At 51.1% G+C, this 23,908-nt stretch carries 24 protein-coding genes; 19 read left to right on the top strand and 5 right to left on the bottom strand.

What is annotated here, in order from left to right:
- Positions 1-356 precede the first annotated feature (356 nt).
- The 3 genes from G8768_RS16110 (at position 357) to G8768_RS16100 (ending at position 1,752) form a co-directional block, all read left to right on the top strand.
- The gene (locus G8768_RS16110; protein WP_166843219.1) at positions 357-665 is read left to right on the top strand and encodes a hypothetical protein; all 309 of its coding nucleotides are present in this window, start codon (positions 357-359) and stop codon (positions 663-665) included.
- Positions 666-804: 139 nt separating this feature from the next.
- Entirely contained in the window at positions 805-1,074 is a 270-nt protein-coding gene (locus G8768_RS16105) for a hypothetical protein (protein WP_166843220.1), read from the top strand.
- 111 nt (positions 1,075-1,185) lie between these two features.
- Positions 1,186-1,752: a hypothetical protein gene (locus G8768_RS16100; protein WP_167202788.1), complete on the top strand. Its 567-nt coding sequence runs from the start codon at positions 1,186-1,188 to the stop codon at positions 1,750-1,752.
- A 380-nt stretch (positions 1,753-2,132) separates the two neighbouring features.
- On the opposite strand, the gene G8768_RS16095 is transcribed toward G8768_RS16100, so the two are convergent.
- Positions 2,133-3,392 (bottom strand): 6-phosphofructokinase, encoded by a 1,260-nt coding sequence (locus tag G8768_RS16095; protein WP_166843222.1) that lies wholly within the window; start codon positions 3,390-3,392, stop codon positions 2,133-2,135.
- 221 nt (positions 3,393-3,613) lie between these two features.
- Between G8768_RS16095 and mpl the strand changes: the two genes are divergently transcribed.
- A complete protein-coding gene (gene mpl, locus G8768_RS16090; RefSeq protein ID WP_166843256.1) occupies positions 3,614-4,972 on the top strand; it encodes a UDP-N-acetylmuramate:L-alanyl-gamma-D-glutamyl-meso-diaminopimelate ligase in 1,359 nt (452 codons plus the stop codon).
- Position 4,973: 1 nt separating this feature from the next.
- On the top strand, positions 4,974-5,573 hold the full coding sequence (locus G8768_RS16085; protein WP_166843223.1) for a flavin prenyltransferase UbiX: 600 nt from the start codon (positions 4,974-4,976) through the stop codon (positions 5,571-5,573).
- Between the two features lie 40 nt (positions 5,574-5,613).
- Here the strand turns inward: G8768_RS16085 and G8768_RS16080 are convergent, their stop codons facing one another.
- On the bottom strand, positions 5,614-6,579 hold the full coding sequence (locus G8768_RS16080) for a D-2-hydroxyacid dehydrogenase (RefSeq protein WP_208020192.1): 966 nt from the start codon (positions 6,577-6,579) through the stop codon (positions 5,614-5,616).
- A gap of 310 nt (positions 6,580-6,889) precedes the next feature.
- Between G8768_RS16080 and G8768_RS16075 the strand changes: the two genes are divergently transcribed.
- The 3 genes from G8768_RS16075 to G8768_RS16065 are packed head-to-tail and all read left to right on the top strand — an operon-like array spanning position 6,890 to position 10,596.
- Entirely contained in the window at positions 6,890-9,400 is a 2,511-nt protein-coding gene (locus tag G8768_RS16075; RefSeq protein WP_166843225.1) for an efflux RND transporter permease subunit, read from the top strand.
- 33 nt (positions 9,401-9,433) lie between these two features.
- Positions 9,434-9,949 (top strand): exosortase H, encoded by a 516-nt coding sequence (gene xrtH, locus G8768_RS16070; RefSeq protein ID WP_166843226.1) that lies wholly within the window; start codon positions 9,434-9,436, stop codon positions 9,947-9,949.
- A complete protein-coding gene (locus G8768_RS16065; RefSeq protein WP_166843227.1) occupies positions 9,946-10,596 on the top strand; it encodes an exosortase H-associated membrane protein in 651 nt (216 codons plus the stop codon). The genes xrtH and G8768_RS16065 overlap by 4 nt, the downstream gene beginning before the upstream one ends.
- Here G8768_RS16065 and G8768_RS16060 read toward each other — a convergent pair.
- The 3 genes from G8768_RS16060 to G8768_RS16050 form a co-directional block, all read right to left on the bottom strand.
- The gene (locus G8768_RS16060; protein ID WP_166843228.1) at positions 10,568-11,911 is read right to left on the bottom strand and encodes an ATP-binding protein; all 1,344 of its coding nucleotides are present in this window, start codon (positions 11,909-11,911) and stop codon (positions 10,568-10,570) included. The two genes, G8768_RS16065 and G8768_RS16060, sit on opposite strands and share 29 nt — an antisense overlap.
- A gap of 12 nt (positions 11,912-11,923) precedes the next feature.
- A complete protein-coding gene (locus tag G8768_RS16055) occupies positions 11,924-12,604 on the bottom strand; it encodes a response regulator transcription factor (RefSeq protein ID WP_166843229.1) in 681 nt (226 codons plus the stop codon).
- Between the two features lie 80 nt (positions 12,605-12,684).
- The gene (locus G8768_RS16050; protein WP_166843230.1) at positions 12,685-13,020 is read right to left on the bottom strand and encodes a hypothetical protein; all 336 of its coding nucleotides are present in this window, start codon (positions 13,018-13,020) and stop codon (positions 12,685-12,687) included.
- Between the two features lie 670 nt (positions 13,021-13,690).
- On the opposite strand from G8768_RS16050, the gene G8768_RS16045 reads away from it, so the two are divergent.
- The 11 genes from G8768_RS16045 (at position 13,691) to lipB (ending at position 23,903) form a co-directional block, all read left to right on the top strand.
- A complete protein-coding gene (locus tag G8768_RS16045; RefSeq protein ID WP_166843231.1) occupies positions 13,691-14,968 on the top strand; it encodes a glutamate-5-semialdehyde dehydrogenase in 1,278 nt (425 codons plus the stop codon).
- Positions 14,949-15,659, top strand: a complete 711-nt coding sequence (gene nadD, locus G8768_RS16040; RefSeq protein ID WP_166843232.1) for a nicotinate-nucleotide adenylyltransferase — start codon at positions 14,949-14,951, stop codon at positions 15,657-15,659. Before G8768_RS16045 ends, nadD begins: the two co-directional genes overlap by 20 nt.
- Positions 15,660-15,677: 18 nt before the next feature.
- A complete protein-coding gene (gene rsfS, locus G8768_RS16035) occupies positions 15,678-16,034 on the top strand; it encodes a ribosome silencing factor (RefSeq protein ID WP_166843233.1) in 357 nt (118 codons plus the stop codon).
- Between the two features lie 7 nt (positions 16,035-16,041).
- On the top strand, positions 16,042-16,509 hold the full coding sequence (gene rlmH / locus G8768_RS16030; protein WP_166843234.1) for a 23S rRNA (pseudouridine(1915)-N(3))-methyltransferase RlmH: 468 nt from the start codon (positions 16,042-16,044) through the stop codon (positions 16,507-16,509).
- Positions 16,510-16,624: 115 nt separating this feature from the next.
- Complete coding sequence (gene mrdA / locus G8768_RS16025; RefSeq protein WP_166843235.1) at positions 16,625-18,532, top strand: penicillin-binding protein 2; 1,908 nt, start codon at positions 16,625-16,627, stop codon at positions 18,530-18,532.
- Complete coding sequence (rodA, locus tag G8768_RS16020; protein WP_166843236.1) at positions 18,532-19,677, top strand: rod shape-determining protein RodA; 1,146 nt, start codon at positions 18,532-18,534, stop codon at positions 19,675-19,677. The genes mrdA and rodA overlap by 1 nt, the downstream gene beginning before the upstream one ends.
- 112 nt (positions 19,678-19,789) lie before the next feature.
- A complete protein-coding gene (gene mltB, locus G8768_RS16015; protein ID WP_166843237.1) occupies positions 19,790-20,806 on the top strand; it encodes a lytic murein transglycosylase B in 1,017 nt (338 codons plus the stop codon).
- A 9-nt stretch (positions 20,807-20,815) separates the two neighbouring features.
- Positions 20,816-21,676 carry a septal ring lytic transglycosylase RlpA family protein gene (locus G8768_RS16010; protein ID WP_184679389.1) on the top strand — a complete coding sequence of 287 codons (861 nt, stop codon included), beginning with the start codon at positions 20,816-20,818 and terminating at the stop codon, positions 21,674-21,676.
- Positions 21,677-21,700: 24 nt separating this feature from the next.
- Positions 21,701-22,843 (top strand): D-alanyl-D-alanine carboxypeptidase family protein, encoded by a 1,143-nt coding sequence (locus G8768_RS16005; protein WP_166843238.1) that lies wholly within the window; start codon positions 21,701-21,703, stop codon positions 22,841-22,843.
- Positions 22,844-22,967: 124 nt separating this feature from the next.
- Positions 22,968-23,240 (top strand): YbeD family protein, encoded by a 273-nt coding sequence (locus G8768_RS20865; RefSeq protein ID WP_166843239.1) that lies wholly within the window; start codon positions 22,968-22,970, stop codon positions 23,238-23,240.
- Entirely contained in the window at positions 23,241-23,903 is a 663-nt protein-coding gene (lipB, locus tag G8768_RS16000; protein WP_166843240.1) for a lipoyl(octanoyl) transferase LipB, read from the top strand.
- Positions 23,904-23,908 lie beyond the last annotated feature (5 nt).

Raw genomic sequence — 23,908 nt, 5'->3', positions numbered from 1 at the left:
GTTGTCGCCATTGGTAATAGAGTTAAACGGCTAGGGCTTCACTTTTTAAAGCGTTTCCTTTAACTTATTCATAGTTAACTCCATTCACTGACCGATGAGCTATATGGAAGTACTTATACGGGCCAGCTAAATCCGCACACTTTGTTTTCCCGTAATTGTTGTTGTAGCTTTGAGTTTTTTAATCGTTACAGTTGGTTTTTTGTGGATTCTTTTTCTAATGGATATAGGTAAAAATTTAGCTGTATCCATTTGGTCTCATGAAGGAGGTAAGTGATTGCGAATAGCTAGAACTTTAAAAATCTGCCATAGGGTTTAATTGAGTGTGGGGCGAGGTTGTCGATTAGCAAGGGGGTAAGATGAATAAAGAAGTGAGCGAAGAAAGTTGGTGGTTGATGTCTAGCTCCTTTCCGGACTTAAATTGGGCAAGGTTAAGAGTGACGTCGTATGGTGAAGCAGAAGTTCTGGACATGGACGGTGTTCTCCACAGGTTTTCAAGCCCTAATGCTGCCAAAGAATGGCTACTTGAAGATGAGTTTGTTTCATATTCTTCATTGGATGGCGAAGATGAAATGGAGTACGGAATCAATCTGGCTGAATTAGTGCTGCCATCTGCTAGTACCGCTAAAGAGCTTGTTAAATTAATGTATGTGCAATCCAATGTATAATAGAGTAGTTGATAATCGCTTTTAGTGCGTAATCTCGGGATGCTGTCATGAAACATCATGCTGCATTATTTTAGTTTGTTGTTGCGATGTGGATGTGATGTGGATGCTTTTAGATGTTAACTTAAATTGATTTTTACCTATGACTGTAACCGACAGAAATGGAATAAATATCGAAGTGGGCTTCTATGTGAAGGTGATTTCGTTGGATCCTGCTGATTTTGGACACTTGGAAAAAACCTCATTGTCCGAGGTCATGTCAATGATTGGGGAAGTTTTAGAGGTATACGAAGTGGATGAATATGGCCAGGCCTGGGTAACAAAGGAGTGGTGGTTGTCGGGGGATGAGATGATTGCGCACTCTGTCGGTTTAAGTAGTCATGAAATGGAAGTTCAAACTGGTTGTAGTTAACGCTCGACACCTAAGGAAAAAATTCCGTTGTTCTTTCTTATGCAAATTTTGAAAAAAGCTGGTGCGCAGCACTTTTAGCTGTGTCGGGTGTTAAGTTTAACTGAGAGGAAGTTGTTGTATCGATCCAGCTTAAACAAAGTAAAGATAATTGAGCTGTTTGACAGCCTGGTGGCGAAAAGCGAAGTGTTACCTCTGATTGGAGAAAAGGAGGAAGTAGCCGAATTGTTAGCTCAGGGACTATTTGATGCTGAAACTAGGTGTGTTGAACTATCAATAGCTTACGATTCAGATTCGACTTGTTGTCTAAAAGCTTATGCTGATATAGATGGATTTTCAGGTTATGGGGAGGGTTGGTTTAATGGCAGAGATTTATTTGGTTTTGTTGGCAAACTCGAAAATAGGGATTTCCCTGTTGTTATAGAAGGTGGATATTACGGGCCTGGCAGTAAATTGAGGCATGTTAATTTGGGCCTTAAATTTACAGAAGTTGGCTGTGGAGGAATATATCGTTTACATATAACGCTCAAAAACCATCCATACGCTGGTTGCGACCCTGAAGAAATAATGTGTTTTTCCTCGAAGTTGATGTTTGGTAAGGCGGAGTTAAATCATTTTGTTGATAGTTTTAAATCTATGATTAGTAATGGTGATCACTCATTTATAGCGTCGGGTAACTAACCCCTAATGTGCGCGTAGTAGACCTGTGCTGTGTCGTTATTGTAAATTGACAGTACTTTTTATAAGGGGGTAATTAGTGGCTGAGTAGGAAGGTGAGACATAAACGATTGTTTCAGAAAGTAAAATGTTAGGGTTGATAAATTTCCATTCTCCCTTGGTTTGTTTGAGCCAAGTATGCCTCTTAGGCCGTCAGGGTAATCTGTTTAAATAGTGCTGCGGTGTACGCATCGATAGAAGAGTGGGTGGCACATTGTAAGTCTCCTGATTGTTAGTCAAAACAACCCCCATATACAGAAGGTTGTTCTCAAAACTTTACAGCATGGGCTCTATATAAAGCCCATGCCTGCTTTTATGCACTACCTCTAAAACAGAAGTCGGACTTAGACCTTAAACTTCTTTTTCAGCTTTTTCTCGACCATCACTTTTTTCAGTTTGGCGTATTGCGGCAGGCCATTTTTAAAGGGTGGGAAGTCTTCGCCTTGAATCAAGGGCAGCAGGTAATCGCGTCCGGCTTCGCTGATGCCGAAGCCATCTTTGCTGATGTAATTGCGGGGCATCATTTTTTCGACGTTGGCGACTTGGTCCAGAGGTGCTTCGCTAATGCTCCAGGTGTATTTTTTACCCTTGCCGCGAACAATGGCGGGCATGACGGCGTTCTTGCCGTCAATGGCCATTTCTACTGCAGCTTGGCCTACCGCGTACGCTTGCTCAACGTCGGTTGCGGATGCGATATGGCGAGCGGCGCGTTGCAGGTAATCGGCAAGAGCCCAGTGATATTTATAGCCCAGCTCATCTTTCACCATATTGGCCAGTGTTGGGGCTACGCCGCCCAGTTGTTTGTGGCCAAAGGCGTCAGTGGTGCCAGCATCGGCCAGGAAGGTGCCGTCTTTATACTGTGCGCCTTCCGAGGCGACGATGGCGCAGAAACCGTATTTTTTAACGCACTGTTTCACACGCTTCAGGAATTTCTCTTTATTAAACGCGATTTCAGGAAACAGGATAATGTGAGGTGCGTCGCCTTCTTCCTGCGCGGCCAGTCCACCTGCGGCGGCAATCCAGCCCGCGTGACGACCCATAACTTCCATTATGAAAACCTTGGTGGAGCTTTCGCACATAGAGGCGATGTCCAGGCCGGCTTCTTTAATGGAAACAGAAACGTATTTGGCCACGGAGCCAAAGCCCGGGCAGTTGTCGGTGATCGGCAGATCATTGTCCACGGTTTTAGGAACATGGATGGCTTGAATCGGGTAGCCCATGGTCTGGGACAGCTGAGAGATTTTCAGACACGTGTCGGCGGAATCGCCACCACCGTTGTAAAAGAAGTAGCCAATATTATGCGCTTTGAAGACTTCGATCAGACGCTCGTATTCAGCGCGATTCTCTTCAATGCTCTTCAGCTTGTAGCGACAGGAGCCGAAAGCGCCAGAAGGCGTGTGACGCAAGGCGGCGATGTTTTTTGCACTTTCCTTGCTGGTATCGATGAGTTCTTCGCGCAGGGCTCCAATAATTCCATTATGTCCAGCGTACACCTTTCCAATTTTTTTGCTGGCACGGGCAGTTTCAATTACCCCGCAAGCACTGGCGTTAATAACGGCGGTAACACCGCCAGATTGGGCATAAAAGGCATTCTTTTTAGCCATTAGCTTCTCTCAAACTCGTTTTTAGTGAAAAATATGGAGCAGATACATCGTCCTGTGGAACTGGCCCGCTCTGTCAGCGTGCTCAGAGGCGCGCATCATACTGTAAACTGATCACAATTGCATCGATTATGAGCGCCATTACCGCGCTCGGAGATCCCCCTTTTGTGGGGTGTTTTGCGGTGAGTTTGACGGCCATTCCAGGGGAGAACTATGAGGAAGTTATGCATATCCATTTTCTAGGCATCTGTGGCACCTTTATGGGAAGTTTGGCGCAGTTGGCAAAAGCACTTGGTCATCAAGTCAGTGGCAGCGATGCCAATGTTTATCCGCCCATGAGCACCCAGTTGGAACAGGCAGGTATTGCTCTGCACGAAGGTTACAGCTCTGAAGCCCTGAGTCCTGAGCCGGACTTGGTCATTATTGGCAATGCCATGTCGCGAGGGAATCCGGCTGTGGAGTATGTGCTCGACAAACGAATGCCGTATTGCTCCGGGCCACAGTGGTTATGCGACCACGTTTTACAGAGTCGCTGGGTGTTGGCGGTGGCCGGGACACATGGCAAGACGACCACCAGTTCCATGCTGGCCTGGATTCTGGAATATGCTGGTATGTCACCGGGTTTTCTGATTGGTGGTGTGCCCGGTAATTTTCCGGTTTCGGCTCGACTGGGGGAATCGGATTTCTTTGTGATTGAGGCCGATGAGTACGACAGTGCTTTCTTCGACAAGCGTTCCAAGTTTGTTCACTATCGCCCGCAGACGCTGGTGATCAACAACCTCGAATTCGATCATGCGGATATCTTCGATAGCCTTGCCGATATTCAAAAGCAATTTCACCATGTGGTTCGAACCGTTCCGAGTGTTGGGCAAGTGATTTACCCGAGTCATGTTCCGGCCATTGATGAGGTTCTTGCCAAGGGGTGCTGGAGCCAAACGCAAAGTCTCGGGGGCGATTGGCAACTGCTGGAAGCCAATGCGGATGGCTCGGAGTTTGTGGTGCAAGATCCAAATGGCCAGCAAGCGCGTATTCATTGGGCGTTAAATGGTCAGCACAATGTCGCCAATGGCATGGCGGCCATAGCGGCTGCACGCCATGTTGGTGTGGAAGTGGCGCATGCCGCCGAGGCTCTCGGGCATTTCCAGGGTGTGAAGCGTCGTCTGGAAAACCTGGGCGAAGTGAGTGGGGTAACAGTGTATGACGATTTTGCCCATCACCCGACGGCCATTGCGACAACCCTGGAAGGGCTGCGCAATAAGGTTCAGAGTAAGCGCATTGTGGCGGTTCTTGAGCCTCGTTCGAACACCATGAAGCTGGGGGTGCACAAAGACACTCTGTTTGATGCCTGCGCGGAAGCCGACCTTGTGTTTTGCTTGCAACCTGAGGGGCTCGATTGGCGTTTGCAGGATTACGCCGGCGATCTGGCCGAAGTGTTGACCGTTTCGGAATCAGTGGATGAACTGTTGGAAGCACTGCTGGCCAAGGTTCAGCCGGAAGACCAGGTGGTTATTATGAGTAACGGTGGCTTTGCCGGTATTCACCAGCGTTTGCTGGAAAGATTGCGCGAAAGCGAGGAGCATTAAGATGCAAACAATCAGCTTGGCCATCACCGGTGGTTCCGGTGCGCAATATGCGTTGCGTTTATTGCAGTGTCTGCTGGCAGCGGGTTGCCAGGTAAATTTGATGGTATCTCGCGCCGCCGCAGTGGTGATCAACACAGAAACCGAATGGCAGTTGCCGGAAGATGAAACGGCTTGGGGTAGTTGGTTTTGTGAGCACTATAACGTGGATGCCGAGCGTTTGCGTTTTTACAGTCGCGAAGATTGGTTTTCACCGGTGGCATCGGGCTCCAGCCGTTGTGCGCCAATGGTGATCTGTCCGGCCAGTGGCGGAACGTTATCGGCCATTGCTTGCGGAGCGAGCAACAATTTAATTGAGCGCGCGGCGGATGTGGTGCTGAAAGAGCGCAAGCCGCTCTTGCTGGTGCCCAGGGAAATGCCGTATTCCGCGATTCACTTGGAGAATATGCTAAAGCTGACTCAGCTCGGGGCTATCGTCATGCCTGCCAGCCCGGGGTTCTATCACTCTCCGAATTCCATCGAAGATTTGATCGATTTTGTGGTTGCGAGAATTCTCGATCAATTGGGCATTGAGCAGGATATTATGCCGCGCTGGGGCGAGTGAGCCAGCGCGGGCTTCTTGACTTTGGGTGGCCAGCCACTGCTCAACAAAGTCGGTTTTGCGGTGTGCCTTTTAGAAAGCCCCCCAGATTTTCTGCCATGATATTCACCAGGCGCTGTCTGGCTTCGCGGCTGCCCCAGGCTGAGTGAGGGCTTAAAACAAGGTTCTGATTCTGTAAGGCCAGCAATGGGTGATCCTCCGCTGGAGGTTCCTGGCGTAGGGTGTCCAGTGCCGCGCCCGCAATCCAGCCTTCCTGGAGAGCAGTTTTCAGTGCGGTTTCATCGATCAGTCCACCGCGAGAAACGTTGATCAGCAGGGCGCCGTTTTTCATGGCGCGCAGTTCAGTTTCAGCAATCAGATTTTCTGTTTCGGCGGTCAGTGGGCAGTGCAGGCTGATTACGTCACTCTGTTCGATCAACTCCGGGAACGCGGTTCGGCTTGTATCTCCGGAGGTTGGGTCTTGCCCTTTGCGAGCCGCAATCAATACCTCCATGCCAAAGGCCTCGGCAATATTGGCTACGGCCTGGCCGATGCTGCCGTGCCCAATAAGGCCGAGGGTTTTACCTTGTAATTCAACAATGGGGTAATCCAAGAGGCAGAAGAACGGGCTTTTGCTCCACTGACCGTTTTTTGCTGCTTGATCGTAGCGTTGCAGTTGTGTAGCCAAATTGAGAATCATGGCCCAGCAGTGTTGAGCGACACTGGCAGTGCCGTAGCCGGCCACATTGCATACGGTCACGCCTTTGGCCGCAGCAGCTTTCAGATCAACATTATTGCTGCCGGTGGCAGCAATCAACACCAGTTTGATATTGGGGCAGGCATCGAGTAGTTCGGCGTCGATGATCACTTTGTTGCTCACAATCAGCTCGGCATTCCGGCAGCGTTCTATTCGCTCTTCCGGGTGGGTACTGCCGTGTATCTGCCAATGCTCGACTTGGTCGAGCAGGGGGCTGAGGTCCAGATCACTTGGCCCTAAACTGTCGGCGTCAAGAATTACGGCGTTTTGCATGCGTGTGTCCATAAAGTCGTCTAGTGTTTTAGTAGAGCCTGGGCTTTTTCTGGTCCCAGAGCCTTGGTCTGGAACCCTCGCGGCAAGCTGTGTTCAAAGAGCGGCAGTATACGCGAGTAAGGCCCTGTAATCGTCTAGTATAAGCATAATGACGTAAGCTAAGTTGCTGTTTTTACAGGTGTAAAGTTCAGTCAATTTCAGGCTTTTTCAGGTTATTACTGTCCCGATAGGATATTATTCGCCTTTTGTAATGAGAGTAGCCTCCACAGGGAAGGCTCATGTAAATGGTTAAGGTTTATTAGGGTTTATCATGCTAAGAGGTTTAGCGGCGTTCTACCAAGGAATTGTTATTCAGCGCCCTTGGTTTAGCCTGTTATTGGTGTTGGCATTAACGATTGCGGCTGCCGCTGGATTGCCAAATTTCAAGCTGGATGCTTCGTCCGAATCTCTAACCCTGGAAAACGACAAAGACCTGGATTACTTTCGCGAGATCTTTGGTCGCTATCAAAGTGGCGATTTCCTGGTGGTGACTTATCGCCCCAATGAGGATTTATTCTCTGATGAAGCGATCGAGGATCTGCGTAGCCTGTCTGATGACCTCGCAAAGGTCGAGGGCGTGGACTCTGTATTGGGCATGTTGGACGTGCCGCTGTTGTACAGCCCCAAGCTAAGCCTGACAGATCTCAGCGCAGAGCCTCGCACCTTGATGAGCGAAGGGGTTGATCGCGAACTGGCCAAACAGGAATTCTGGCAGAGCCCGATATACCGGGATATGTTGCTGAGCCCCGATGGTCGCACAACCGCCGTTCTGGCAAATCTGAAAGTTGATAACACCTATCTCAAGCTGGTGAAGCAGCGCGATGAACTCCGCTCGCTGTTCAAAAAGAATGCCCTCAGCCCTGAGCAGCAACTTGAGTATGAGCGAGTCAGCGCTGAGTTTCTGGCGTATCGCACCGAGGCCGCGATCAGAGACAAAGCCCGTGTGGCTGAGGTGCGTGAGATCGTTGCTTCCTATTCTGATCGCGCCGAAATGTTTGTTGGTGGCGTGACCATGATTACCGCCGACATGATCGACTTTATTCAAAGTGATCTGGTGGTGTTCGGCATAGGTATTGTGCTGTTTATTATTCTGTTGTTGGCGGTCATTTTCCGACAATGGCGTTTTATTATTCTGCCTCTGTCGACCTGTTTGATTACGGCTGTGTTGATGCTGGGCATGTTGAGCTGGCTGGATTGGCGTCTGACGGTGATCTCTTCCAACTTTGTGGCGTTGTTGTTGATTACTACGCTGGCGATCACCATTCATCTGGTGGTTCGATTCCGTGAGTCCTATGGCGAACATCCGCATTGGAGCAAAGATCAGCTGGTGATGGACATGGTCCACTACATGTTGCGCCCCTGCCTGTTTACGGCATTAACCACGGTGGTTGCTTTTGCTTCTCTGGTGGTCAGTGGTATTCGCCCGGTGATCGACTTTGGTTGGATGATGACCATGGGACTGGCCGTAGGGTTCTGCATCGCTTTTGTTTTGTTGCCGGCCGGTTTAATGGTTTGGCCGCTGGGCGATCCGAAAGACAATGGCGATCAATCCAAAGCGTTTACGCTGCGCTTTTCGCGCTTTGCGGAACAGCGAGGTACGTTGGTGATTGTGTTGTCGCTTGTCGCGGCGGCGGTTTCAGCTTATGGCTTAACTCTTCTGAAGGTCGACAACCGCTTTATCGATTACTTCCATAAAGACACCGAAATCTATCAGGGAATGGAAGCCATCGATCGACGTTTGGGTGGCACTATGCCGCTGGAGCTGATCATTGATGTGGTTCCCGAGTCGGAAGTTGCCACTGAGTCCTCTGCGGAAGAAGACGATGAGTTTGCGGATGAGTTCGGTGACGAATTTGGCGATGATCTATTTGCCGATGAGTCAGGCGAATCAGAATCCGTTTACTGGTTTACTACCGCCGGTTTGAGTAAGGTTGAAGGGCTTCACGATTATCTGGAGTCCCTGCCGGAAGTTGGCAAGGTGCAATCGCTGGCCATTGCCTACAAGGTTGCCAAGGACGTAAATGGCGGCAGCTTGAGCGACTTTGAGCTGGCCATTCTTCGCCAGGCGCTGCCTGACAGCATCAACGATGTTTTGGTCAAACCTTATCTGGCCATCGAGCAGGAACAAACTCGCATCGCGATGCGCCTGGTGGAGACCAGCCCCGATCTCGATCGCATGACGATCATGAACAAAATTCGGGACCATGCGATTAATGAGCTGGGTTTTGAACCGGAACAGATTCATTTCAGCGGTATGCTGGTGCTGTACAACAATATGCTCAACAGCTTGTTTGATTCTCAAATCATGACGCTGGGCGCGGTGTTTATCGCCATTATGATTATGTTTGTGGTTCTGTTCCGCTCACTTTCATTAGCGTTAGTGGCCATCGTGCCCAATATGCTGGCGGCGTTTATGGTGTTGGGCGGAATGGGGCTGGCAGGTATCCCTCTGGATATGATGACCATTACGATTGCCGCCATCACAGTGGGGATCGCAGTGGATCACGAGATTCACTACATCACTTGCTTCAAGCGGGAATTTGCTAAAGACGGCAATTATGTGGCTACGATGCATCGCTCGCACGGGACGATTGGTCGCGCGCTGTACTATACTGCGATTACGATTATTGTTGGCTTCTCTGTCTTGGCGCTCTCGGAGTTTATTCCTTCGATCTACTTTGGCTTGTTGACGGGCGGCTCAATGATAGCGGCAACTTTGGCTTCTTTGGTGCTGCTGCCAAAACTACTGCTGGTCTTTAAACCTCTCGGCCCTGAAGCTTAAGCGGGCCGAGCCAACGTCATCAAAGGAAAGTAGATGCTGCGCTACAGTGCCTGGTTTTTTGCCGTACTCGTCGTATTGTTTGGTCTCGAGATGCTGGGGCCTGTTCAGGAAAATGTGATTCTCCCTTTCACGGCGTTTATTGCCAAAGTTTGCGTTGCCATTATCACGCCCTTTGACGGGGATGTGCTCGCCTATGGGAAAATTCTGCAAAGCTCGGCAAATGGCTTCGCGGTGTCCATCGAGCCGGGTTGTAATGGGGTGGAAGCAACGATTATGTTGATTGCCGCCGCTGTGGCTTTTCCTGCGACCCTGAAACAGAAAGTTGCGGTGGTTGTGATTGGTTTTTTTGCCATTCAGGCCGCGAACATCCTGCGGATTATCAGTCTGTTTTATTTGGGGCAGTGGAACATGCAGGTGTTCGAGTGGGCGCATTTGTATTTGTGGCCCGTATTGATCATGGTGGATGTACTGGCGGTGTTTTTGGTCTGGCTGCGGGTGATCAATCGCCCTGTTGATGATGATGCGCCGGCTGGCGAGGCGGCCGCATGATTAAGCAGGCAGTCGACATTGGGCCGGGTGCTTTTTTTGTCCGTATTATTCTGGCGATGATTCCCTGTTTTGCTCTGTGGTGGTTTATTGGCGATTGGTGGCTGCAACCCGCAGCGGATATCGCCGAAGCGATTCTGAGCGGCTTGCTGCCGGATTCGGTAAACAGTCTGAAGCTGGCCGATGGCACATTGCAGATCGTCAGTAATTGGGGAGAAGTTCAGGGGCGTTTGGTGCCGGCCCGGGCGGCGGGTTATGCCCTGGCGTTCGAATCCAATGTGCGAGTGTTGAGCTATTCGGTACCCTTTTATTTTGCTCTGCAAGCAGCACTGTGGAATTGGAAGCCCCAAAAAAACATCGCCATTTCATTTGTGATTCTGTATTCAGTAATCACCCTCAGTATTGTTTTCCTGTGCGCAAAATCAGTGATGGTTGGTCTTGGTGCGGCCTTTATGGAGGCCAATCGCTATTGGTATGCATCAAGAGACTTTATTGCGTTGGGTTTTCAATTGGCGACGCTGATGTTGCCGGTACTGGTTCCGGTATTCTGCTGGATAGTGACCAATCAGTCTGAATTGCAGTCGCTGTTTTTGTCGCTGTCGTCGAAGCCGAAAGAAAACGCTAACGCTGAACAGGAAGTGTCAGAATAAAGGAAGCGCCGCCTAAAATGGGGGAGCGGCCAACTTCAACGCTGCCGCTGTAAGCACTGACGATATCAATTGCCACGGCGAGGCCGATACCTTGGCCTTTATTTGCGGTGTCGGCTCTTTGGCCTCGGGTCAAAATACTCTGGCGTTGATTGCCCGCTACGCCGGGGCCATCGTCTTCAACTCGAATAACCCACTGGCCATCCATTTCTTCGGCATCCACAAAAACCTGGCGGCGGCCGTATTTGCAGGCATTGTCGAGCAGGTTGCCCATCAATTCCATAAAATCAGCTTCTTCACCTTGTATCAGGCAGTCGGCAGGAATTAACAGGGAAAAATCTTTTTCATCGCGATCATACACCTTCCCGAGGGCGGCGATGAGGCGCTTACACAACTGGCGCAGATTGATGCTGCGATTGATATTCACTTTGGCGCCGAGGCTGGCGCGACTCAGCTGGTGGCTGACAATTTCATCCATGCGGCGCAGAGGGTCGGCCAGTTTCTTTTCCAGTTCCGGGTCTTGCTGGGCGAAACCGGAAATTACGGCCAGTGGGGTTTTCAGGCTGTGCGCCAAATCGTTGAGTGTATTTTTATAGCGCTCACTTTGCTGGGTCTGATTGGCGAGTACCTGATTGAGACTTTGGGTTACCGGAATAATCTCAGAGGGGTAGTTGCCCGGCAATTGCTCGTCTGGTGACTCGCGCAATTTATCGATGTCGGATTTCAAGCGCTTCAGGGGTTGTAGGCCCCAACGCATAATCAGCAGTTGGGCGAGAATGATAAAAACTCCGAGGCTGCCAAGCCATTGTCCCAATTGCTGGCGGTAGCTGCGCAGTTCAGCATCCCAGACTGTGCTGTCATGCCAGATGATCAGGCGCACCGGTAGATTGCCGTCGCTGCTTTCCCATTCCACATCAAAGCTTAAACTGAAGACGCGCCCCAGATCGCCAATCCGATCCTGAAAGTGTTCCTTGCCGGCATTAATGCGTTCCGGTTTTAAATCCGATGGCGTGGGGAAGAGTACCGAGGGGGACTGCCATTGCATACCTTCCGGCGTAAAGATCCAGGCATAAAGCCCGGAGCCTGGGCGGCTGAAACCCGGGTCGTGGAGTTCCTGGGAAAGTTTGGGTTGTCCATCACTGATATCGATAGACCCGAGCAGCATATACATCTGACTGCTCAGGCGATTCTTTTCTGCGGAGGTCAGGCTGCGCTGAAAGGCCTGATCCAGCATATAGCCGCTCAGACCAAGCACTGCTGGCAGTACCAGCAGTGAGGCCAGCGTAAAGCGCGAAGCGAGTGAGCGGAAGAGTCGCAAGTCGGATAGGCCTTAGCTCTGGGTTTCCAAAGCGAATCGATAGCCTTGCCCGCGAACCGTATCGATGGGTTTTAAATCGCTGTTCGGATCGATTTTTTTGCGAAGGCGGCCAATAAACACCTCGATCACATTGCTGTCGCGATCAAAATCCTGATCGTAGAGGTGCTCAGTAAGCTCGGTTTTTGACACCAGCTTGCCGGCGTTCAGGGCGAGATATTCCAAAGTGTTGTATTCGAAACTGGTCAGTTCCAGTTTCACACCATCGCGGCTGACGGTTTTCGCCGCGGTGTTGATCACCAGTGGGCCATAATCCAGGCTTGGGCTGGCGTGACCGGCGGCGCGACGTAGCAAAGCGTTAATACGCGCAAGCAATTCTTCGTTTTGGAAAGGCTTTACCACGTAGTCGTCAGCACCGGCTTCCAGGCCTTCCACTTTATCCTGCCAGTTACCGCGAGCCGTGAGAATCAGGATCGGGTATTTCTGGCCTTCGGCGCGCAATTGCTTAACCACTTCCAGACCGTCGACTTCGGGGAGGCCGAGATCGATAATCGCGAGGTCGTAGGGGTGTTCAGTGCCCAGAAAAATCGCTTCGCGGCCATCGCCACAGGCATCACTTACATAGCCAGCTGATTTTAATTGGGTACAAATTTGCTCACGAATATGAGGCTCATCTTCCACAACAAGTAAACGCATAGGAGGTCTCGTAATTATTTAATCCCAGGGCTATTTTCATCAGCTAGGGTGCCATAGCCGACAGTGCTTATGCTGTTATTCTAGTCTGCAATCCAGATTTGTTGAACTTTACCAGACCCGGTAAGTACTTTAACAGTGTAACCGCCCTCTCCGCGTTGAACTTTGAGAACTTTTCCCTTGGATTTCTTGAGTGCTTTCTGGGCAGCCTTGGCTTGGCCGGCGGGACTGGCTTTGCCGTCGTCTTTGCTGCCTGCTTTGGCTAATTGGTAAATGATTCGGCTTTGAGTGGGCGGGGTACTGTTGACGTCGGGGCTGTTCGCATTCGTTTTATTCTCTCCCAGTACGTTCATGCTGACCGTAGCGGTAGCCGCTAGAAAAGCGCAGAGCAGGCTTATAATGAGTCGATGCGTCGTCATGTAGTGTTATCCGGTTAGAGCCTTTCGGCCATGGCCTTTTTGTTGTTTTTAGAACAGTGCGTTTCCCGTAGATTTAAATCTGCCTTCCCTGAGCGTCGCTGTATTGCGGGGTAATCAGTCAGTGTTGTTGGCGTCATTCTTCATGCTTGACGTTTGTCACCACGAAGCCGTGGTATTTTACACTGGAATATCTGAAATGTCGGCCCGTTATGTGTGTCCTGTATCGAGCAGTGGCGGCAGCGTATTGTTTTGTGCAAGTGCGTTCACCGTAAGCTTCTCTCGAATCTGGTCAAAGGCCGGCATCTGAGCACCGTGCAAACCTGCGCTGCTTGATCAGCCCGATCAAATCTTGAGGCTAAAAGCGCTTGCCTGAACCTTGGCTGAAACCTTGTGGCCAATTATTTGCTCCAGAGGGTTAATTCGCGGGTCCAGAGCGCAGTCAGTGGGCTCGAAAAGCGCTATAATGCCCAGTTCTCCTGATCTTGAGTGAAAAATCCATTGGATGCCCTGGAGGGTATTTCGGGGGCTTATCTATTTGAGATCGGTATTGAGGCGCGGCAGACGCACAGAAGAGAAGCAGTACTGGCAGAAACACAGCCAGATAAACACAAGAAACGATAAGCCCAAGATCATGGGCCTAAAGCAATTTGACCTGGCATTTAGCAATACTATGAACATTGAAAACTATATGCGCGAGATCGGGCAAAACGCCCGGGCGGCCTCCCGGCTTTTGGCCGCGGCGGATAGCGGGCAAAAGAACAAAGCACTATTGGCGATTGCCGATGAGTTGAAAGCGTGCCAAGAACAGATATTGGCTGCCAATGCCTTGGACATGAGTGCTGGCCGTGAAAATGGCCTGGACGAGGCGCTTCTGGATCGTTTGGCGATCCGTGAGCAAACCATCGAGCAGATGGTCGAGGGGCTGGAGCAAATCTCCGCTCTGGCTGATCCCTGTGGAGAGATTAGCGACATGAGCTATCGCCCGAGTGGCATTCAGGTGGGGAAAATGCGAGTCCCTCTGGGTGTTGTGGGGATTATTTATGAGTCCAGGCCCAATGTGACCATCGATGCGGCGAGCCTGTGTTTGAAATCGGGTAACGCGACGATTCTGCGTGGCGGCAAAGAGGCTTTCCACTCGAATCAGGCGATTGCAAAGTGTATTGCGGCCGGTTTGAAATCAGCGGGTTTGCCAGAAGAGGCGGTTCAGGTAATTGAAACCACAGACCGTGCAGCGGTCTCCGCCATGATCACTATGCCAGAGTATGTTGATGTGATTGTGCCGCGTGGCGGTAAGGGCCTGATTGAGCGAATCAGTGCTGAAGCCAAGGTGAGCGTAATCAAGCATCTCGATGGCATTTGCCATGTGTATGTGGATGACAAGGCGGATCTGGAGAAGGCAAAGGCTATTGCCATCAACGCAAAAACCCACCGCTATGGTGTTTGCAATGCAATGGAGACTCTGTTGTTGCATGAGTCGCTGAAGGAGGAGTTTTTGAAGGCGCTGGCCGAAGTGTATTGGCAGAAAGGCGTGCAGCTTCGCGCTTGCGAGAAATCTTATGCCAGTTTGAAAGATGTTTGTTCCGATCCGGAGCGTCTCAAGCCAGCAGAAGATGCTGATTGGGATACGGAATATCTGGCGCCGATCCTGGCGGTGAAGCTGGTGGCGAATATGTCCGACGCCATGGATCACATCGCAGCGCACAGCTCCGGGCACACTGAAAGTATTGTTTCCGAAGATTACAGCCGTGTACGGCGTTTTCTGGCTCAGGTGGATTCGGCATCGGTAATGGCCAATGCATCCACCCGGTTTGCCGATGGTTTCGAGTATGGCCTGGGCGCTGAAATCGGTATTTCCACCGATAAGATTCACGCCAGAGGTCCAGTTGGCCTGCAAGGGCTGACCTCGCAAAAATGGATTGTGTTTGGCGATGGCCATATCCGAGACTAAATTGCCGGCCTACGGCTTGCTCGGCGGGAGCTTTGACCCGATTCATCAGGGGCATGTGACGCTCGCCGAAGAAGTTCGCCGGGCATTGGCGCTGGAGCAGATGGCTTTGCTGCCAGCCCATCGCCAACCCCTGAAAAATGGAGCGGGAGCGAGCAGTATCGAGCGGGCTGAAATGGCCCGTCTGGCTATTCAGGACTATCCTGAATTAACCATAGATACGCGAGAGTTGGAGCGGGAGGGCCCGTCTTATACGGTGGATACCTTGCGTGATTGGCGACGTTCATATGGGCACCACTGTTGCCTGTGTTTCTGCATGGGGCTGGACTCATTGTTGCAGCTTCACCGATGGAAGGCGTGGCCGGAATTGTTCGAGCTGGCCAATCTTGTGGTGTTTGCCCGCCCGGGCTGGGCCTGGGGCAATGCTCTGGCGCAGGACGCCACAAAAGAGACAAAGGACGCGCTGCCTGAGGTTTTAAAAACACAGTTATTGCAGCGTCGCTGCGAGAACAAAGAAGAACTTTTACAACACAGCAATGGCCGCTGGTTTGAGTTGGAGGCTCCCCTGATGGATATTTCCTCGACTCACATACGCCAACAGCTATCCGATGGTGCTCCTCCCCTGGAGGTGGCTCATTTACCGGAAGCAGTGGCGAAATATATTGATACGCATGGTTTATACTGTGCTCCTTAACACAAAGAGGTTGGTTTTTTGGATCTGAATCAAGTTGTCATCAATGCCCTGGAAGATGTCAAAGGGCAGGATATTGTAAGTTTGGACGTCGCTGAACTGAGCGATGTAATGGATACGCTGGTGATCGTAACTGGCACATCCAGTCGTCATGTAAAATCCCTGGCGAATAATGTCGTGCTCGACGTGAAGGCGGCGGGGGAGCAACCCCTGGGTGTCGAGGGTATGGAAAGCGGCGAGTGGGTACTGGTTGATCTGGGCGCTATCGTTGTGCACGTGATGCTGGAGCAAAGTCGACGCTTTTATGATTTGGAAAAGCTCTGGTCAATGGAGCCGGCCGGTCGCCAGGAAGAGAGTGACGACGGCGATCTGAACTAATTTAATTATGCGAACTCGAATCATTGCAGTCGGCACCAAAATGCCGGCCTGGGTTGAGACCGGCTTTAAAGATTACTCAAAGCGATTGCCACGCGATTTCCCGGTCGAGGTAGTGGAACTGCCTCTGGGGCCGCGCGGCAAAAATGCCTCTATCGAAAAGGCTATCGCGAAAGAAAGTGAGGCCATGCTGGCCGCCATTCCCGACGGGGATAAGGTCATCGCTTTGGATGTCAAAGGTAAGCCCTGGAGCACCGAGCAGCTTGCGGATAAATTGGCCGATTGGCGAATGGAAGGCGATAATTACAGCTTGCTTATCGGCGGTCCAGATGGCTTGTCAGCGGAATGCTTGCGCCGTGCTGATGCGCGATGGTCTTTGTCGGCTCTGACCCTGCCACACCCTTTGGTTCGAATTGTACTCATTGAGCAGTTGTACCGGGCGTGGACCATTTTAAATAATCACCCATATCATAAATAAATATCTGGGTGCTGTAGTGATAAAGCTTTTAGGGCAGCACTTTAGCTGCTTGGGGACGGCATGGACATAATCCTGGCGTGTGGAATGATCGCAAGCGCAGCGGGAACGGATGCGTATGTCTGAGCATCTGCGATTTAAAGACCACTACAATGAAGCTCGTATCTTCTTTCGTCGAGCCATTATCGTTGCCGGCTTGATCATCGCTCTGGTAATTGTATTGATCGCCAGACTCTACACCCTGCAAGTCGTTGAATACCAAACCTATGTTACCCAATCTGATCGCAACCGTGTTCAGGTGCAGCCTTTGCCGCCGACCCGGGGGCTTATCTATGATCGGCGCGGTGAATTGCTCGCGGAAAATCGCCCCAGTTACACCTTGTCGATTGTCAAAGAGCAAGTTGAATCTTTGGATACGACCCTGCGCTTGTTGGGGCAGTTGGTGGATATCAGCGAAGATGAGTTGGAAGACTTCGATAAGCGCCTGAAGCGCCCCAAGCGCCGACGCCGGCCTTATGAGCCCATTCCACTGCGCTACTTATTGGATGAAGAGGAAATCGCCAAGATTGCGGTGAATGAATATCGGCTCAAGGGTGTGGTGGTTGAGGCACAATTGGTCCGCTATTACCCCCAGAAGGATTTGTTTGCCCATAACGTGGGGTACGTGGGTCGTATCAATGAGCGTGAACTGAAGGCGCTGGATAGTGAAGAGTACTCTTTGTATAACGGCACCGATTCAATCGGCAAAATCGGCCTGGAAAAACAGTATGAAAAACTGCTGCTGGGCGAGGTCGGTTATCAGCAGGTGGAGACCAATGCCCGTGGTCGGGTATTGCGGGTACTGGAACGCACTGACCCGACACCGGGGGAGAACCTCAAGCTGTTTCTGGATGCCCAGTTGCAGCGCAAAGCGGTTGCTGCTTTGGGTGGGCGACGAGGCGCGGTAGTTGCCATCGAGATCGACAGTGGTGGTGTGTTGGCGATGGTCAGCGCTCCGAGTTATGACCCCAACCTGTTTGTTACCGGTATCAGTTTTAAAAACTATAAAGCTCTGAACGAGTCGCCTGATTTGCCTTTGTTTAATCGTGCCATTCAAGGGGGATACCCACCGGGTTCCACACTGAAGCCGATGCTGGCCCTGGGAGGGCTGGAAGCCAACATTATCGATGAGCATTATTCGGTGCGCGACCCGGGTTTTTATCAGCTGGAAGGTGAAGAGCGTCGCTACCGGGATTGGAAAAAGCGTGGCCATGGTCACCGTGTTGCTTTGAAGCAGGCGGTCGCAGAATCCTGTGACGTGTATTACTACGATCTCGCGTTCCGCATGGGGATTGATCGCATGCACAGCTTCGGAGACAAGTTTGGTTTGGGGGAGCGTACTGGTGTTGATGTGCCCAGTGAGCGTTCCGGTCTCTGGCCTTCCCGTCAGTGGAAACGTGGGGTGCGAGGGCTGCCCTGGTTCCCGGGCGACAGCCTGAATATGGGAATTGGTCAGGGCTTTGTATTAACGACGCCTTTGCAGCTGGCCTCAATGACGGCGACCATGGCATCGAAAGGTATTCGTCGACAGCCGAGGCTGGTGCAGAGAGTGGGTGAAGAGGAATTGCCGGATAAGGCTTCCCAGGTGGTAGAGGCCAGTGAAAAGAACTGGGCGCTGGTGATGGATGCGATGGAAGAAGTGGTGCATGGCCAGCGTGGAACCGCGAAGTCCATTGCTCGCAAAGCCCACTTCCGTATGGGAGGCAAAACCGGTACGGCACAGGTTGTCGGTATTGCACAGGATGCCGAATACGATTCCGAGGCCTTGGCTGAGCGACAGCGGGATCATGCCCTGTTTGTTGGTTACGCTCCTGCGGATGATCCCAAGATTGCGGTGGCGGTGATTGTGGAGAACGGTGAGAAGAGTTCATCGGCGGCCAAAATTGCCCGCGTATTGTTCGATGAATATTTGCTTCATGGCCAGCTCGATACCGAACCGTCTGAAAATGCCACCCCGGATGGCGATAGCACGGAGGTAGGACGCTGATGGTACAGCAAGATTTCCAACGTCGTATGCCCGAAGCGAGCCGAGATCTTCGTAAACCGGTAGGCTTTTGGCAGCGCATTCATATTGATATCCCTTTGCTGTTTGGCCTGCTTGCATTAACCGCCTATGGTTTGATCGTGCTGTACAGCGCCAGCGGTGAGACCAAGTTTTATGTGCAGCGCCAGGCGGTGTTTATCGCCCTGGGTTACGTTGCCATGTTTACCGCTGCGCAATTTAAAATGAGTTTTCTGCAGCGTTGGTCGCCCTGGTTTTATTTGGGAGGGGTGGGCTTGTTGGCCTTGGTTCTGGTGATGGGTTCAGGGGCAAAAGGCGCACAGCGCTGGCTGAGCCTGGGAGGCTTTCGCTTCCAACCTTCAGAAATTATTAAGCTGGCGGTTCCTATGATGGTGGCAGCCTACCTGGGCGCCCGGGTTTTGCCGCCAAGTTTTAAGCATATTGTTGTCAGCTTGATGATCGTCGGATTGCCGACAGTGCTGATTCTTGAGCAGCCCGATCTGGGCACCTCACTGCTGATTGCGGCGTCGGGTTTGATCGGTTTGTTTTTTTCAGGCTTGCGCTGGCGCTATATTTTGGGGGCCACTTTCCTCGCGCTGATGAGCGCTTGGCCTATGTGGCAGTTTGTGCTGCGGGATTACCAGAAGCAACGCATTCTCACCATGTTTAATCCAGAGGCCGATAAGCTGGGCGCGGGCTGGAACATCATTCAGTCGAAAACCGCCATCGGCTCCGGGGGGATTTACGGCAAAGGCTGGATGAATGGCACTCAGTCGCAGTTAAATTTCCTGCCGGAGAGCCATACCGATTTTATTATCGCGGTATTGGCTGAAGAGTTTGGCTTGTTGGGGGTGCTGCTCCTGCTCCTGATTTATCTGTTTATTCTCGGGCGGGGGCTGTTGATCGCCGCACGGGCTCAATCCAGCTTTAATCGTATTTTGGCGGGCTGTATTACGTTTACGTTTTTTGTTTATATTTTTGTGAACATCGGCATGGTTACAGGTCTATTACCGGTAGTGGGTGTGCCGTTGCCGCTGGTGAGTCATGGTGGTACAGCGATTGTGACCTTGTTAACCGGCTTTGGCTTGCTGATGGCAATCAGTACCGAGCGACGCAAGGTAAGCATTTAACGTCGGTGACTGAAACGTTCAATGCCCGGAGTTGCTGTGGCAGCACTGGGACTGATTGCAGAATATTGTTAACCTAGACCCGCTTAGGGTCTTGTTTAGAGAGTTTGTTTTGATGATGGAAAGATTTAAGAAAACGGCCAAGCTGAGCTTGGTGATGGGTGTGTCTTTGCTGTCTGCAGTGACAGCTCAGGCTAAAGGTTATGAACAGCATCCACTGGCACAAAAACTGATTGCCGAGATGGTTGCGGAAGACGATTTTTCCAAGGAAGAATTGAACGCTTTGTTTTCCCAGGCCGAGAAGAAGCAATCCATTCTGGATGCGATTTCCCGCCCGGCGGAAAGAACCTTGCAGTGGAAGTCTTACCGTAAGATTTTTCTCGACGGTAAGCGCGCAGGCAAGGGGGTAGAATTCTGGAAGGAAAATCAGGCCGCTTTGGAGGAAGCCTCCGAAAAATACGGTGTGCCACCTGAAATTATTGTCGCCATTATTGGTGTGGAAACCCGCTATGGTCGCATTATGGGTAGCTATCGAGTGCTGGACGCGCTGTCCACATTGGCGTTCGATTACCCCAAGCGCAGTAAGTTTTTTACCAAAGAGTTGAAACACTATTTGCGTTTAACTCGTGAGCAGCAACAAAACCCCTTGGCTTTAAAGGGGTCTTATGCCGGTGCTATGGGCTACGGACAATTTATGCCATCCAGCTTTCGAGCTTACGCGGTTGATTTTGACGGCGACGAAATTGCCGATATCTGGAAAAACAAACGCGATGCCATCGGCAGTGTTGCCAATTATTTTAAACGTCATGGCTGGCGTCAGGGCGAACCGGTGGTTGTAAGGGCCGGGTTGGAAAAGAATTTTCAGGGAGACTTGGCAAACCAGTCTCTGAAACCGAAATACACGGTGGGTTCATTACGCGAAGCAGGCTTTACTCCGTTGGTTGATGTGCCAGCTGAAAACTCCAGCAGCTTGGTGAAATTGGAAGGTGCCAAGGGAACAGAATATTGGTTGGGGCTGCATAATTTCTATGTGATTACCCGCTACAATCACAGTCGTATGTATGCCATGGCGGTTTATCAACTGGCGCAGAAAATTCGTCAACAGTACGATGCGGCCAATAAGCAAGCATAAGGCCTAATGATGATGCACGGTTTTCAGGGCAAGTATTTCACAAGAGTTGCGCAGCTGCTTATGGTGCTTGGCCTGTGTGCCTGCAGTCAGCAGGAAATCAAAGACAGTGGCCCTTCGCGTCCACTGGATTTTTCCGGCTCACCTGATGCTATTCCCAAACAGGAAAACCGGACCCGTGCTGGTAATAAAAGCCCCTACGTTATTTTTGGCAAAACTTATCGTGTTCTGTCGGATTCCCGGGGCTTTCGCCAGCAGGGTGAAGCTTCCTGGTACGGGAAAAAATTCCATGGACGTAACACCTCCAATGGTGAGGTTTATGATATGTACGCCATGACGGCGGCCCACAAAACCTTGCCGATTCCCAGCTATGTCCGCGTTACCAATCACAGTAACGGTCGTTCCGTTGTTGTGCGAGTGAACGATCGAGGGCCATTTCATGGCAATCGGATAATCGATTTAAGCTATGCGGCAGCGAGTAAACTGGGTTTTGCTGAGAGAGGAACGGCTCCGGTTTCTGTTGAAGCTATTGATACTGGAAACCCGCCATTGCGTCACGCGGGTGTGGTACATCCTGGCACCGCAGAGCCGACACAGGAAATCGTGCGGGCTCCAAGCCCGTCATCGGGGAATCGCAATGCCCACCTCGGTAAACAATCGTATTTGCAAGTGGCGGCCTTCAGTCAGCGCCAATCCGCCGAGCAGTTGCTGGCACGTTTGCGCAGCAGCATCAGTGAGCCTATGCGTTTAAACCAGGCCAAGGGTTTATTCCGGGTTCATATTGGCCCACTGACCAAAGTGAATGATATCGCGGCGGTACGAAAGACTTTGCAAGCTTTGAGCCTGGGCTCGGGCTTTGTAGTGAATGAATAATTTTACATAGGACAGTCCAGACTCATGAGAGCTATCGTTTCCTTTTTCATTTTGTGCCTAACGGTGACCTCGGCTTTTGCCCAGCAATTGATTCCGGCACCACCACAGTTAGCTGCGACCGCCTACTTGCTGTTGGATGCCGAAACCGGTGAAGTTCTTGTTGAACACAATGCCGATGAAATGTTGCCGCCGGCCAGTCTGACCAAAATGATGACCAGCTATATCGTGTCCAGTGAAATGGAACGAGGCAATGTTGGAGCCGATGACGAGGTAAACATTTCTGTACGGGCCTGGAAGATGGGTGGCTCGAAAATGTTTATTCGCGAGGGTACTCAGGTCAGCGTAAAAGACCTGTTGCGCGGTGTGATTATCCAATCTGGTAACGATGCGAGTGTGGCATTGGCGGAACATATTGCTGGCAGCGAGGAAGCTTTTGCCGATGTTATGAATCAGCAGGCGGCAATTCTGGGTATGACCAGTACGCAATACCTCAACGCAACTGGCTGGCCTGCGGAAGGGCATTACACCACGGCTCGTGATCTGGCGATTTTGGCAAAAGCCATCATTAACGATTACCCGGAACACTATAAAATTTATGCGGAGCGTTCCTTTACTTACAACGGCATCGATCAAATGAATCGCAACCGTTTGCTGTTTTTGGACAAGTCCATTGACGGTTTGAAAACCGGGCACACAGAAGAAGCCGGTTTCTGTCTGGTGGCTTCGGGCGTTAAGCGTGGTATGCGTTTGATCTCTGTGGTTATGGGCACCAAATCCGATAAAGCCCGCGCCGCAGAATCTCAAAAGTTGCTGGCTTATGGTTTCCGTTACTATGAAACTCATCAGGCTCTGGAGGCCGGTCAGCAATTGGCGACTCAGCGCGTGTGGGGTGGTCAGGTTAAGGAAGTGGCCGTTGGCGTAGACAAAGCCTTGTCGCTCACCATTCCTCGCCGGGGCGAAGAACGTATTAAACAAACTGTGAAGTTGGATGATGTTCTGGAAGCGCCAATTTCAGAAGGCCAGGAGTTGGGCCGTTTGAGTCTGGAACTGGATGGCAAGCAGATTGCTGAGGTGCCCCTGGTGGCGCTGGAGCCTGTACAGGAAGCAGGTTTCTTCGCCCGCCTGTGGGACACAATTAAGCTATTTGTCTTCAATCTCTTCGCTTAACTCCCATTTCAAGCAGTTTTTGCGGCGAATTTGGTACATATCGCTGAATTCGCCAGCTGCTCTCTCTCCGGCTGGCTTTGCGGTATAATGCCGCCATTCCATGAGTGAGACCGGTACCGCAAACATGAGCCAGCCAGACGCCCCTAAAATTGAATTCCCCTGTGAAAATTACCCCATTAAAGTTATGGGTGATTCAGGTGATGAGCTGCAGGCTTTGGTAATGGAAGTCTTTTCCAAGCATGCTCCGGGTTTTGATCCCGAGCGCATTCGTCTGAAGGACAGCAGCAAAGGCAGCTTTCAATCTATTACGGTATTTATTACGGCAACTGGCGTGGATCAGTTGGAAGCCCTGCACAATGATTTGCGCAGCAGTTCTCTGGTAAAAATGGTTCTGTAAATGGCAGCCATCAATATTCGTGATTTGGGATTGATGGAGTATGAGCCGGTTTGGCAATCCATGTCCCACTACACCGACCAGCGTGACGCCGACAGTCCCGATGAATTCTGGTTGGTGCAACATCCCCCGGTGTTTACTCAAGGTCAGGCTGGCAAAGCTGAGCACCTTCTCATGCCGGGTGATATTCCTGTCGTTCAGGTGGATCGAGGTGGCCAGGTGACTTATCACGGTCCGGGGCAGCTGGTGTTGTACCCCTTAATCAATCTGCGTCGTTTGGGCATTGGTGTCAGAGACTTGGTGACGGCCATTGAAACTGCCTTGGTGAATACCCTGGCGAGTTTTGGTTTGGACGCCTATCCCAAAGCTGACGCACCGGGCGTTTATGTGAATGACGCCAAGATTGCCTCGCTGGGTTTGCGCGTGCGTAAGGGCTGCAGTTTCCACGGTTTGAGTTTGAATGTGGACATGTCCCTTGAGCCTTTCTTGCGAATCAATCCCTGTGGCTATCAGGGATTGCAGATGGTGCAAATGGTGGATTTGTTGGACGAGAGTCCCGATTACAAAAAAGTAGAAACAGAGTTAGTTCGTTGCTTAATGGCGCAACTGGGCTACGATATTAAAAATGAAGTGGCAGGCCTGCCTTCTGTAGAGACCTGCGAGTGAGAACA

Origin of the sequence: Pseudoteredinibacter isoporae (assembly GCF_011602085.1) — a bacterium.
Lineage (GTDB): Bacteria > Pseudomonadota > Gammaproteobacteria > Pseudomonadales > Cellvibrionaceae > Pseudoteredinibacter > Pseudoteredinibacter isoporae.
This window is presented reverse-complemented; position numbering and strand designations above follow the sequence as displayed.